This is a genomic window from Microcoleus sp. S13_C5 (assembly GCF_036700845.1).
Classification (GTDB): Bacteria; Cyanobacteriota; Cyanobacteriia; order Cyanobacteriales; family Microcoleaceae; genus Microcoleus.
Genome location: NZ_JAUBPR010000147.1, coordinates 1 through 14259, shown reverse-complemented (window position 1 = coordinate 14259; position 14259 = coordinate 1). Strand labels below are relative to the sequence as shown.

4 protein-coding genes and 1 pseudogene are annotated in these 14259 nt (G+C 44.0%); 3 read left to right on the top strand and 2 right to left on the bottom strand.

Annotated features, from left to right (window positions below; genetic code table 11):
- Positions 1-108 precede the first annotated feature (108 nt).
- The 3 genes and pseudogenes from QUA04_RS25590 to QUA04_RS25580 all read left to right on the top strand — a co-directional run bounded on the left by QUA04_RS25590 (position 109) and on the right by QUA04_RS25580 (position 6073).
- Positions 109-1260, top strand: coding sequence for a helicase-related protein (locus QUA04_RS25590; RefSeq protein ID WP_333262478.1), 1152 nt, complete (start codon positions 109-111; stop codon positions 1258-1260).
- Positions 1261-1596: 336 nt separating this feature from the next.
- A pseudogene (locus QUA04_RS25585) lies at positions 1597-1802 on the top strand (photosystem II reaction center protein CP43); the annotation flags it as partial.
- A 413-nt stretch (positions 1803-2215) separates the two neighbouring features.
- On the top strand, positions 2216-6073 hold the full coding sequence (locus QUA04_RS25580; RefSeq protein WP_333262475.1) for a GAF domain-containing protein: 3858 nt from the start codon (positions 2216-2218) through the stop codon (positions 6071-6073).
- 80 nt (positions 6074-6153) lie between these two features.
- Here the strand turns inward: QUA04_RS25580 and QUA04_RS25575 are convergent, their stop codons facing one another.
- Together QUA04_RS25575 and QUA04_RS25570 are read right to left on the bottom strand one after the other, a co-directional pair.
- A complete protein-coding gene (locus tag QUA04_RS25575; protein WP_333262472.1) occupies positions 6154-12168 on the bottom strand; it encodes a response regulator in 6015 nt (2004 codons plus the stop codon).
- Between the two features lie 246 nt (positions 12169-12414).
- Positions 12415-13428: a PleD family two-component system response regulator gene (locus QUA04_RS25570; RefSeq protein WP_333262470.1), complete on the bottom strand. Its 1014-nt coding sequence runs from the start codon at positions 13426-13428 to the stop codon at positions 12415-12417.
- Between the last annotated feature and the right edge of the window lie 831 nt (positions 13429-14259).

The window sequence follows — 14259 nt, the reverse complement described above, 5'->3', positions numbered from 1 at the left end:
TATACTGATGATCGGTAAAAAAGTCATGGTGGGGTTCATGAGTATTTATACTCATCGCAAAAGTGACACGCTCCCGAAAAAGCATTTATTTTGGAGAAGTCGGAATTTTTGATTTCAAAAGAAGAACGTCAAGAAGTTTTAAATCCAATTATTAGTAAGCTAGATAAATCCAAACCACAACAAGATAAAAAACTCCAAAATTTGCTGAAGATTATAGATTTTCACTGTCCTCAAGAAAAATTAGTTATTTTTTGTGAACGTTATCCTACTGCTTCTTATTTAGAAGAAACAATTAAATTGTTAAAGCCATTTTTAAGAATATTTAGCACGATTGAAAAAAATAAAGATACTAAATATCAACCAAAAACTTTAAATAAAGTAGAAAAAGCAATTGAAAAGTTTGCCCCCATTGCTAATAATACTTCTCCAAATGGTGAAGATACTTATGATGTATTTATCACTACTGATAATTATGGCATTGGCGTTAATATGCAGGATGCCTCAGTTGTAGTTAATTATGACATAGCATGGACTCCTATTGAGCCGATTCAAAGAGCCGGAAGAATTTTAAGACTTTGGGATGATTTTCGGACTGTAAGAATATATACTTTCATTCCAATTCTTACAGAGACCAAAGAGTTACAAGATGAATTTGTAGATATAGGTAAACGTTGGGATAAGTTAATGCAACGCCATGAAGAATCTCGAAAAATAACTGATTTGCCTGTTTTAACATCAGATGATAACCAATTAATTAATATGCCAAATTTTGCTTCTGATACTAAAGTTAAAAAGGGAATTTTAAATCTTCAACAGGCAGAGGATAAAGACGTTTATCCTTATTATCAACATACTAGGAAACTACATTTCCATCGTGATTATGGGGAAAAACTCGAAAGTGATTTGGTTAGTGCTTTAAATTATTCAGGTGAATCTATTCTTATATATATTCTTTTAAAACATAAGGATGACTATAAAATATTAGTGTACGATCAACAAAAAGAAAACTTGCGTTCTCCTTCACCTGAGCATATTCTAAATTTAATTGAATGTACTCCTGAAACTGAAGTTGCTTTAGTAGAGGCGAATATAGTAGAAGAGTTGGCTGATATTGCTATTAGAAAATGGTGCGATCAAAATCAGATTGCTGAAGAAGAGGTGAGTAGAGAATGCACATTATATTTGAAACCCTATGGTGAAAATTCTCTAAAAAAATTGCTGAGGTATGAACGCCCTGACGAGTCTGAGCCTGCTGATTAGACGTGACCCGACCATCCGCCCGGTTGAGAGAGTTGCTGCTAAACGAAGGTTTAGAGTGTGACACGATGGAGAGTTCATCAGTTACTTGGAGGCTATCTTGGGCATTACAAGGTTGGAGGCAATTCGACAAGAGCAGAATCAGCTTTTACAAGAAGCGTCGGCTATTTTAGGCAACAAATTTAAAGCAGAGTGAGAATGTGTGCGGCGATCGCACTCATGGTAAATTTAATAAATCCAGGCTTTCCCTCAAAAGCAGACAAAAGAAGGCTTGCAGTCGATCGCCCAATACGCCATGCCCGATTCCGAATTTTCCGATGACTTAAAATGGACACCTGAAGCCAAGGCAACGTCGCAACTGAAGTTAACTCGTTTAACTTCACTTCTCCTCGTTCTTGGCAGTCCTGTTTCCAGTTTGTGACGGGATTCTTCTTCTTAATCGGCTACTTGTGGCACGCGGGTCGCGCTCGCGCTACTGTCGCTGGCTTTGAGAAGGGCTCAATCGCGAAAATGAACCAGTGCTGGCTATGCCTGATTTGGACTAATCGATCAAATTTATTTCTGATTTGATTGTCTAATCGAAAAAAGCTCCAGCTCGCGCGGGGGGAGCTTTTTTTTGAGCAAATATCTGGAAAAAGGGGCTTTGCGGTCGATCGACCTTTCTCTGAGTGACTCTGCAAGTCTTGAAAATTGACAAATGTAATCATTTAGGGTATGAGACTTGCAAGGCAGGCTCTACAAAGTTTATATTTAAAGTAGAAAAGTTTTAGTCCCACACAATTGAAAGTTGCACTGAAAAGTTGCAATTTGAAGGCAGCTCGCTAGCGGTGCAAAACTAATCGACGATCGCCATCAGGATATTTATATTTTATTAAATGGCTGTGCTTGCCGAATTTTTTAACAGGCACAAAACTTTTGGGCCGCTTACTATTATTGCTAGGAAAGCAAAAGATTAATAATGGACTCATTAAAGATCGAAAATGTCAAGGTGATTTTTGATCGAGCAAATTTGCTCGAACGCATCGCCAACCGCATTCGCCGCTCTCTAGAACTACCCGAAATTCTGAGCGCAACAGCAGCGGAAGTTCAATCCTTCTTGGGAACAGACAGAGTAAAAATCTACAAATTTCATAGCGACGGCAGCGGTGAAGTGATTGCCGAATCAATTAACGACAACCGCTTGCCATCCCTATTGGGTCTGCATTTTCCAGCAGAGGATATTCCCCGTCACGCCCGCGAAATGTTCGCGCAACTACAGGTGCGATCGATCGTCGATATAGATTCCGGGCAGCTAGGCCAAAGTCTGCGCCGCGAGGCGGTTTCCGGCCAACTGCTGCCCGACGAAATGCGCTTTCGTGCGGTTGACCCCTGCCACGCTGAATACTTGACTGCACTGGGCGTCAAGGCTTGCTTGGTAGTACCAATTTTTCACGGCGAAGAATTCTGGGGGTTGTTGGTATCTCACCACTCCGAATCCCGGAGTGTGGCAGAAAACGAACTCCAAGGCGTTCAGATGGTGGCAGATCAACTCGGCGTCGCGATAGCCCAATCAACCCTCCTCGCCCAAGCGACGGCGAAAGCTCAACGGGAAGCTGCCGTCAACCGCGTCGCCGCAGCCCTTAACTCCCAGCCGGCGATTGAACTCCAAACAGCTTTGGTAGAATCGGTAGCAGCACTAGAGGCCGGCGGCGGCAGGCTGTGCATTTTCGCCACGCCATTCATTTCCGACAGCAGCAAGGTTACGAATCTAGTTCCCTATTCGGATAACTCCACTGGCGAACTCACAGTCTACACTTGCGGTTCAGGGCCGAAGATGGGAATTTCGGCAAAATACCCGCAGGTGGAGCAATACAGCGTTTGGCACGAATATTTTAAATCCGGCGAGCAACAGGTTTGGGCAATTCCCGACTTGTACCAAATTAGCAGTTTGAGAAGCCTGCAACCTGCATTTCGATCGACTAAAATTCGCAGCATTTTAATCGTACCGCTCAGAACCCGCCAGCAAATATTCGGTTACTTGACCATTTTTCGAGAAGAATTTGACACCGAAACTCTCTGGGCTAGACAGTTTGATAGCGACGGGCGGCTCGCCCAATCTCGGATCTCTTTTGAAGCGTGGAAAGAGTCAAAAACTGCCCAAATTCGCGAATGGAAAACTGAAGAAATCGAATTATTCCAAATTTTTGGCACCCACTTTTCTAATGCTATTAACCACTACCAACTCGATCAACAAATAGAAGCACTTAACACAAATTTAGAAAATCAAGTTCAAAAGCGCACCGCTCAACTACAGCAGTTGACCCAACAGCAGCGAGTGCTGTTTGAAGTGGTAGCAAAAATGCGGAAATCCCTCGAATTGAACAAAATTTTTAGCACGATGTCCCAGGAAGTGCGGCGGGCTTTAAATGCCGATAGAGTTGCGGTTTACCGCTTCGATTCCGCATCAGAATTTAACGAGGGGGAATTCGTTGCTGAAGATGTTTTGCCAGATTTTGTGTCAGCAATGGCAGTCAAAGTGCACGATCGCTGCTTTGGAGAAAACTACGCCAATCTCTACTCTCAGGGCCGAGTTCACACAATGTCCGACATCAGACAGGCCAGACTGCAAGATTGCTATGAGCAACTATTAGAGCAATTTCAGGTCAAAGCTAGTTTAGTTGCACCGGTAATGAAAGGCAACGACCTTTGGGGGTTGCTGTGCGTACACCAATGTTCGGCTCCCCGCAACTGGGAATCTTCCGAAATTAAGTTTGCTACCCAAATTTCCGCGCAGCTCAGTATCGCCATAGAACAAGCAGATTTGCTCGCTCAAACTCAGCAGCAAGCAGTTGAGTTGCAGCGGGTAGCAGAGCAGGAGCAAATACTGTTTGAGGTAGTTGCTAAGATTCGACAATCTCTCGATTTAGATACAATTTTTCGTACTACAACTACAGAATTGCGGCGGATATTAAAGGCCGATAGAGTTGGCATTTATCGCTTTGATCCTAGTTTAAACTTTAATGAAGGCGAATTTATTACCGAAGATGTTTTGCCTGGTTTTTCTTCGGCAATGGATGTAAAAGTTAACGATCATTTTTTTAGCGAAAACTATGCCCAAAAATATAGTCAGGGACGCATTCAAGTGCTACAAGATGTCGAAAATGCTGGACTTTCAGACTGCCATGTTGCTCTTTTAGCTCAATTTCAAATTAGAGCTCAGGTGATTATGCCACTGATGAATGGCAGCGAACTTTGGGGTTTGCTGTGCGTGCACCAGTGCAGCGGTTTGCGCCATTGGAACACTTCGGAAATTCAGTTTGCTACGCAAGTTGGAATTCAGTTGAGTGTAGGATTAGAACAAGCAGATTTGTTGGCTAAAACGCGGCAGCAATCAGTTGAGTTGCAGTGGGCAGCCGAGCAACAGCGGATACTCTTTGAAGTGGTGGCTAAGATTCGAGAATCTCTCGATATCAACGCGACTTTTAAGACTGCAACTCAAGAAGTTTGTCAGTTTATGCAAGTCGATAGAATAGCCGTTTATCGCTTAAATCCTGATTTGAGCGGTCAATATATTGCCGAGTTTGTGAAAGAGGGCTGGATAAAATTGGTAGGGCAAGGTATCAGTACGGTTTGGCAAGATACTTATTTGCAGTCAAACCAAGGCGGCAAGTATCTGAATAATGAAACTATAGCCGTTGACGATATCTATCAAGCTTGTCACTCGGAGTGTGACATTGGTATTTTAGAGCAATTTCAGGTAAAGGCTTATGCGATCGCGCCGATTTTTGTAGGACAAGAACTTTGGGGTTTGCTGACAGCGTATCAACATTCGGAACCCCGATGCTGGGCAAGTTCAGAAGTTAACTTTTTAGCTCAGATTGCCAATCAGTTAGGCGTTGCTATCCAACAAGCCGATTTGCTGGCTCAAACCAGACGCCAAGCAGAACAAATCGCTCAAAGTTTAAAAGATTTGCAGCACACTCAAGCTCAATTGATTCAAACTGAAAAAATGTCGGGTTTGGGGCAACTGGTAGCCGGGATTGCTCACGAAATTAACAATCCGGTTAATTTTATTTACGGCAATCTCAATCACGCTAGTGAATATACTGCTAGCTTACTGAGTTTGCTGGAACTTTACCAGCAGCAATATCCGGCTTATAGTCCTGAAATAGACAAATTGAGTGAAGATATTGACTTGGAATTTCTGCTAGAAGATTTGCCCAAATTGCTATCTTCAATGAAGGTGGGAGCCGATCGCATCCGTCAAATAGTTCTGTCGTTAAGGAATTTCTCTCGTCTTGACGAAAGTCAAATGAAGGCGGTTGATATTCACGAGGGCATTGACAGCACGCTGTTAATTTTACAGCACAGGCTGAAATCTAATGCGGACGGTGCAAACATCGTGCTAGTGAAAGAATACGGCATTTTGCCTCTAGTTGAGTGTTATGCTGGACAGTTGAATCAGGTATTTATGAATGTAATTGGGAATGCGATCGATGCTTTGGAATCGCACAAGTTGCTCGCGGGTCAATCTGTAACTCCTCAAATTAAAATCTCTACTGCTGTGGGTCAACTTAATGGTACTGTTCCTAGCGCGGTGATTCGGATTTCTGACAACGGCACAGGAATTTCGGAATCTATGAGAAAACGCATATTTGACCCTTTTTTCACCACTAAGTCGGTGGGGAAAGGTACAGGATTGGGACTGTCAATTAGTTACCAAATTGTGGTAGAGAAACACGGTGGCATTTTAAAATGCAATTCGGAATTGGGGAAAGGTACTGAGTTTGTGATCGAGATTCCGCTTGGACAGCAGTCATTAGTCATTAGTCATTAGTCATCATCTTTCTTTTGTCACTTCGGAGATGTGACAGTTGCCTAAGCCCTGATGCCAAAAAGTGCCTATTTAATTGACTTTCATAGATTAGTTTCGCTCTTTTGTAGTTCTTGTTGGAGAGTATTCTTTACACGATCGTACTCAACCTCGATTTGAGCCAAAAGCGTTGAGGCTTGATCTAGTTCACCGCGCGCACCCATAACTTCTAACGTGGCACAAAGCTGCGCCAGAGGAGCCGCGCTTAGGTTCGCACTACTGCCTTTGAGGGTATGGGCCACTCGGTTTAGGGTTTGAGTATCCGCTTGGGCGATCGCAAATTTCATAGCTTGTAGCAACTTTAAAGATTCCTCCAAGTAGCAGTTCGCCAACAAGCTCAAAATCTGGGTTGAATCTTCATCTATGCTGCTACAGAAGGCTTGCAGTTCTGTGAGGTTAACCGCCGGCACATCAATTTCTGGCTTCTTGCTATCTGATTCCTCCTTTTGGGCTTGCTGCGGTTCCTGGTTGAGTGGACACTGACTCAGCGCTTGGATGAGAGCCTCTACTCGAATCGGTTTACTGATATAGTCATTCATGCCAGCATCAAGACAAAGCTGGCGATCGCCCTGCATAGCATTTGCTGTCATGGCAATAATTCGGGGACAAGTATGAGCCGGCCACTGCTCACAAATACGACGGCTGGCTTCTAGTCCATCCATCTCTGGCATTTGTACATCCATCAGCACTACATCATAAGGCTGGCGATTCAGGGCTTCCAAAACTTCCAATCCATTGGCAGCAATATCGGCCCGGTATCCCAAACGCTCTAACAGCAGCAGTGCCACCTTCTGATTTACCAGATGATCTTCTGCTAAAAGAATTCGCAGTGGGAGTCTCTGGGCCAGCTTCATATCATCCTGAACAGATCTAGGGAGCTGTTGTTGAACTTTTTTCGGTTGAGCTTGTAGCACATGGATCAGTATTTGATAGAGCTGGGATTGTTTGATGGGTTTGCTTAAAAAAGCCGCAAAGTGGGTGGAGAGCGCTGAAGAACTCGCTTCTGGGTAGCCCATTGAAGTCAGCAACACTAGGGGTAAACGGTGGTACTTAGGATGCTGGTGGATGGCTGAGGCTAGTGTGAGGCCGTCCATTTGTGGCATTTGCATATCTAAAATAGCGAGATCAAAGGTTTCTTCAGTCTCAAGCCAGTTGAGCGCTTCCACAGCCGATGGGGCAGCCAGACTCTGCATCCCCCAAGTCTGGGCTTGCAACGTCAGAATTTGTCGGTTAGTGGGCTGGTCATCCACGATTAATAAACGCTTGCCAGATAGTTCTTGTACCATTTCCATCGGTTCCGCTAACTCAGTAGCAACAGAGGATGCCACAATTGTGAAGTAGAAGGTAGAACCCATTGTGACTCGATTAAGCTTAGCGGCTTGCCATTTTGGTGAAGGGGTTCCTCCGACGTGACCTCGAGTCTCAACCCAGATCGTGCCGTTCATCATTTCACTAAGTCGCTTACTAATGGCCAGACCTAAACCAGTCCCTCCATACTGCCGAGTCGTCGAAGCATCTACTTGACTAAATGACTTGAACAGTCGATCAAGGCGGTCTGCTGGAATGCCAATCCCTGTGTCTTGAATGGCAAACTGGATTTCATACAAGCTTTCTGGCAAATTCCCTAGCTCAGAAATCGTTTTGTCAGAATCCACTAGAGAGGCTTCCACGGAAAGGGTAACTTCCCCAGTTTCAGTAAACTTAATCGCATTGTTGAGCAAGTTAACTAGGATCTGACGCAGACGGGTGACATCACCCAAAATCAACTTAGGAGTCTGAGGCTGGATGAGGTAGCCCAACTCAATATCTTTCTCATCTGCTTTAACTGCAAGTTGGTCGATCGCACCTTCTATGCAATCTCTCAAGCTCAAGGGATACATTTCTAGCTCCAGCTTGCCAGACTCAATTTTGGAGAAGTCCAAGATGTCGTTGATGATACTCAGAAGGGTATCCCCACTATTGCGAATCGTCTCGATAAAGTCTCGCTGTTGAGCCTTGAGTTCTGTATCGAGCAGTAGTCCCGTCATGCCAATAACCGCATTCATAGGAGTGCGAATTTCATGGCTCATCATCGCCAGAAACTCACTTTTCGCTCGGTTCGCAGCTTCAGCTTCTCGTCTAGTTTGCTCCAGGGCAAAGTTTTTCAGAGTTAATTCTTCTCGTTGTCGAGTTTCTTGCTCTAGTAATTTGGCTTGAGCAAGGGCAATTCCTACTTGAGTCGCGACGGATTCTAGCAACTCCACTTGATCGGTGGTCCAATGACGGTCGCGATCGCACTGGTGCAAACAAATGGCACCATTCGGTTCTCCTTGGTAAGAGGTCCGCACTACTAATGTCGATCTCAATTTGAGACTGGTACAAATAGAATGAGCACAGGTGAGCAATGATTCGCAATAGACATCCGGGGAGGCGATCGCTTCATCCCCAGCCATCAACTGTTTTGTATAAGCAGGACTGGCGGCCAGAATGTCATGCTCCCCGCTGGGGGCAGATCCGGGTGCTAGATACTCTGCAACGACAGGAAACTGAGGCTGTGGATTATCCAGGTATGTGCGAATTAAGCAGCGACTGACCCCAAAAGCTTGCCCAATCTGAATAGCAGCCGTTTCAAATATCTGCTGAGCATTGAGGCTTTGACGAATTTCTTGGGTAATTTGCTTCAGCAGTAGGGCTTTTTGCAACTGTCGTTGTAGTGCTTCTTCTGCCTGCTTGCGATCGGTAATATCCTTAATAAAGCAGTGATGCCCTACAAAGACATTTTGCTCATCATAAGCAGAGACCATCACCACTTGTTTATAGAAGCTAGAGCCATTTTTTCGCATCCCCCTAGCTTCCACTTCGACTCTGCCATCTCTCAACATCTGTTGATAAGCAGCCACCATCCTGCCTACATCTTCACGATGAACCGTTCTTTGCCAGTCCATCCCTAACATTTCCTCTGGCGGATATCCGCAGATGGCGGCATAAGTTTCGTTAATAGAGACATAGCGCCCTTGAGGGTCAAGCCGAGAGATCCCTGCCACCGCATTTGCTAGTGCCGCACTCATTTGTTGCAGTTCCGCTTCGGCTCGTTTGCGACCGCTAATTTCAATTAGAATGCAACCCACTGCTATAGGCTGCTCTGCATTTTTGAAAATGGGAAAGTGAGAAACGAGCCAGTAGCGCTTGGCATCCGTTTGGCTGGATACTTCTGAGCTCATTTCCAAGCTGATGGAAGGTTGTCCTGTCGTTAAAACCTGTTGTAACAGTGCATTTATACCAGGAGCAAATTCCCCCAACATCTCATCAGTTGTCTTACCTAAGTGAGCCTCCACAGAGTGGCAATTAATTTCAGCTAGTGCCTCATTGATTTGTAAAAATCGGAACTGCCGATCGTGGATACATAGCCCTACTCCTGCCAGAGAAGCTCCTTTAAAGAAAGCATTCAATAATTGCTCTCTGGCTTGAATTTCCTGCTCTAACTTTTTGCGGTTGGTAATATCGCTGTGAGAACCAGTCATACGGACAACTCTGCCCGCTGCATCCGAAAGCGCTTGCCCTCGAGCCAAAATCCATTTGTAGCTCCCATCCTTGCAAAGCACTCGATGTTCTGTAATATAAAAGGGAGTTTGGCGCTGAAAGTGATCTTGAATTGCTTGCATCACCCATGCGATATCATCGGGATGAACTCGCTTACTCCATTCGTCCAGGTGATTGCGAATTTCATGCTCCTGGTAGCCCAACATCTCTTTCCAGCGAGCCGAGAAGAATACTTCATTGGTGTTGACGTTCCAATCCCAGACCCCATCATTACTACCACGTAGGGCGAGTTCCCACCGCTCTTCACTCGCTTGCAGAGCGACTTCTGCCTGATGCCGTTCGATTTCACTACCAATCCATTGAGCCATCAGTTTCAGTAATTCCACATCGGCAGATTTAAAGCTGTCTGCACGGGGAGATTTACTAGAAAAGCTGAGGGTACTGTAGACTTTGCCTGCAACTAAAACTCGTGTTCCAATATAAGCTTCTATGCCAAAGGCAAGATAGGCAGGATGGTAACGCCATTTTGAGGTGCCTGTATGTTGGATGGTTAGGGGTTCATTTGTGTCTAAAGCTTCACAGCACAAAGTTTGCCTAATATCAAGGGCATCACCTGGTTTCAGGACTCCATCCGGCGATCGCACAGCCATCACCTCATAACGATTATCTTGCACACGAGCCAAGATGCCACATTCAAGGCGAAATGTCTGACATCCCATGTCAATCAACGCTTGGATGCGCTGCTCAAAATTGAGATTTTGGGTAGCAGTGACTTCATATAAAGCTCGTATTGCCGCCTCTCTTGTTCTTAGTTCAGCTTCGGCTTGTTTACGTCTCTTAATTTCAGCTTTCAGAGATCGATTGATTTTGGATAATCTTTGCGTTCGTTCTTGAACCCGCTGTTCTAATGTAGCGTTGACGTGTTTAATCTCCCTAAATTTTTGATGAAGCGTGATCGCCATCAATTGAAAATTGCTAGCAAGCTCGTTGATTTCCGTAACAGAGCTATGTTTCCATTCAAATGTTTCTTCTGAAAGCTTGTTGGGTAAGTCAGTAGTCGCAAGAGCTAAAAAGGATAACGGCTTGACCAGTCGTTCGCTAACCACCGTTGCAAACAAAAATGCCAACATTGTGATGACGAGAAGAATAATCAGATCTATCCTGTAGCGGTTTTGTAAATTTTCTACATAGGGAGCTGCTGGAATTTCTAAGCGTAATCTCCAGTTCAGCTCAGGGGTAATCGTAAATTCCTGTATATATAGAGAGTTTTTCCAACGGATCATCGGATAGTTGCCCTTGCTAGCAACCCACTGCTGCAAGGTTCCCTCTAAGGTGCGAGTGCTGCCGTGCTTTGACTCTTGAACACTGGTCAACAGCTTTTGGTGGGATTGATTACTCGCAATAACTTGGTTGTTTTGATCGAGCAATGTAATGCGTAGTTGCTGATTGTTTTGCTGAAAAATGTATAGAGATTGGATCTGGCTTAATGCTAATGAACCGTGAATAAGCCCAAGGAAATGACCTTGAACTTGCAGGGGAACATTCAATCCTACATGAGGCTCGTCAATTAATAAGTCGTTATGGATAGGAGTCATCCAAGGTTTCAACCGCTCTTGAGCCAGGGTAATTAGAGATTTATGTTCGGTGCTTTGTTCAATCAACTGGCGACGGGTTTGATTTAAAGGAGGAGAAGCCGCTAAAACTGTTCCAGAGGAATCGGTCACATAAATGTTGTCGAAATCTGGAAACCACTGATCGAGCAGGCTAATGTCTTGTTGCAGTTGATCGGATGATATAATCGCTTGATTAGCAGCAGTGGTGGCTTCAGGAATGAGCGATTTTTCCGCTAATGTATTCAACGCTAAGAGATGTCGCTGATACCATCTAGATACACCGCTACTGAAATTTGTCCCGTTTGTTTGTAACTCAGTATGCACAGTCGTCTGAATTTGAGCGACTAAGTATCTACCATCAATAACTAATAAAAGCAGTCCTGGAATAAAGACAAAAGCAACCAACAGATGAAAAATAGTTTGTTTTAATGAAAGGGCATGGACTTTCTTGGAACGACCAACCTGTTTATCAACGGGTGCATAAACAATGATAAAGCTGGCAACTAAGGCATTAAAAATGCCGTTGACTGCTTGTTTGCACATAACTAGGAGGACTTGAGCAGCCTCCAGGTGGATCATTTGACCGTAGAAAAGCCAAACGAGAGGCATTCCAATAAAGAACCAGTAAAGCCCATCAAATAAAAGGAGGTTCGGACGTTTACGCTTGCAAAAAAAACCTACAAACAGAGCCTCAATGACCAAAATAATTGTGGCGTATGGATGATGCCAAAGTAGATAAGTATAGCTGCCTGCTATTAGACTGGCAAAACCTCCCCAGCCCCAGCCGAAATAGTAAGTAATAATCAGTATTGCAATACTGCCAAAGAGAAAATCAAGCCCAAAGAAAAGAGATAAACTGAAATAGTTGCCCAGAAAACCCGCACCAGTGAGAAGGGCGATCGCACCTAACCATCTTTTATCACGCACTGAGCTAGCCCCTCCCATAAACTTTTATAATCGCTAGTTGCTGAATCTGACCTGATTCCGATAAAAAAAGCGCCATAAAGCAGATCTGTTATTTACCTGACAGTTTCCATGAAGCTCGCACCACCGATTATTTAAGCTTTAAGACTAAAACCAATATTTACTCATGCAGGACTGGATATTTCGCTCAACTTTTAAGAAAAAATTATTCCCAATTACGACGAGAGGCAGAGTTGTGACTTTTATGATTTAATGAGTGAACTCATTAACTGTATGAGTCTTGGTACAAAAAGTATTACGACCTTGGTCTTTGGCTTGATAAAGTGCTGCATCGGCAGCAGTAATTAAAGTTTCTGGGCCGCTCTCTGAGGTAGGAATCACACTGGTAATACCGAAGCTGAGAGTAATGCAATGATGCGGAGAACTCTTATGGACTATTGCTAAAGCTTGGATGCGAGCCTGCATTTGCTTAACGATTTGGATTGCTCCCTCAAGCTCAGTGTCGGATAAAATCACTACAAATTCTTCACCTCCATAACGTGCTACTAAATCTCCAGCTCGATTAATACTGCTATTGAGAGCTGCGGCAACTTGCTGTAAACATACATCCCCTGCTTGGTGTCCATAAGTATCGTTGTAAAGCTTGAAAAAATCGATATCACACAAAATCAGTGATAAAGGAGTTTGCTGCCTCGTCATGCGTCGCCACTCCTCTTCTAGCTGTTGGTCAAACTGACGGCGATTGGCAATCTGAGTCAAACCGTCAATTGACGCTAGGTATTTTAATTGTCGATTGGCGGCCTCTAGCTGTTTGTAAAGTAGGGTTTGTTGCTGTTGCAAATGAAATTGCTGAATCAAGCGTCGCACTCTCTGTCCCAGAACAGCCCAGTGAATCGGCTTAGTGATATAGTCAGCGGCTCCCGCTGCAAACGCTCGATCGACAGATTCTTGGTCTTCCAAGCTAGTAATCATTAAAATAGGTGGGCGATCGCTCTCAAGCACTTCAGATAATTTTTGACAACAAGCAAAACCATCCATAGTAGGCATCACTGCATCTAGCAGGATGAGGTCTGGATGTACTTCCTCATAAGCTGCTAGCCCTGTCAATCCATCACTAGCTTCGGCCACTCGGTATTTTTCCTTCTGTAAATACAGTCGAAGTTGCAAACGAATCAAGGCATCGTCATCCACGATGAGAATTAAAGAGGACTGTTCCGTAGATGGGTTAGTCGAAATGGCTGACTCTTCTAATGATTGATACATACGTCATGGTGTATCTTAAGCTTTGGAAACATTCTAGCCTAGCATATTTTGAGCTTGGGATGGAAAGTGAAAAAATGGCAAATATGTCATAAATTATACACCAACTAAGCTGCCGAAACAACATCCTAGGCAGCGTCGGGTTTGTTTAACCAACAGCCACAGTCTACTTAAAATTTCTCGTTTTTTTTCGGGGATATAAAGTCTGGTAAATTGCCCTAATTTTTGTAAATATGTAATTATTTTTGGGGCGCTAAACAGTTTTTACAACGCCGATCAAGCTTTGACGAACGATCGCCAGTTATCCCTCCAACGATCGCCCGTTCTCCCGCGATCGCCGCTGGGATAATATGCTATATTTCTCAACTTAATTCAGGCTTTTTCAGGTGCATCAAATTCCTCCCTCATCTTTGAGCGATCGTCCGATCTATTTTTGGGGAATACATCTGATGGTCACACGATCACGTATAGCTTCGCCCTTGGTTGAGCATTTGTTCACACCAGGAAGCTCTGACTGCAACATGGCGTAAGCTTTGTTAAGAAAGATCTACAGCGTTCTGTGCGAGCTGGGATAGGTTTTTTCTCTCCTTTCTCCCAATAATCCCCCAGATAGTGTCTAAACTCCTGTCTTTGGGCTTGAGTCTGGAACACATCGTCAAAACGTTAACGCTATCTTTCAAAGCATGGGGGCATGGAAGCTATAAGCTGTTGTGCATTTAAAACGCATATTGGTATAATATAACATAATGATATTCAAAAAAAGTGAATGCCTGCTAAAAATTTTCTAAGTTCCGAAACAAAGGAAACTCTTCAACAAGTATTAAAAGAGCATGA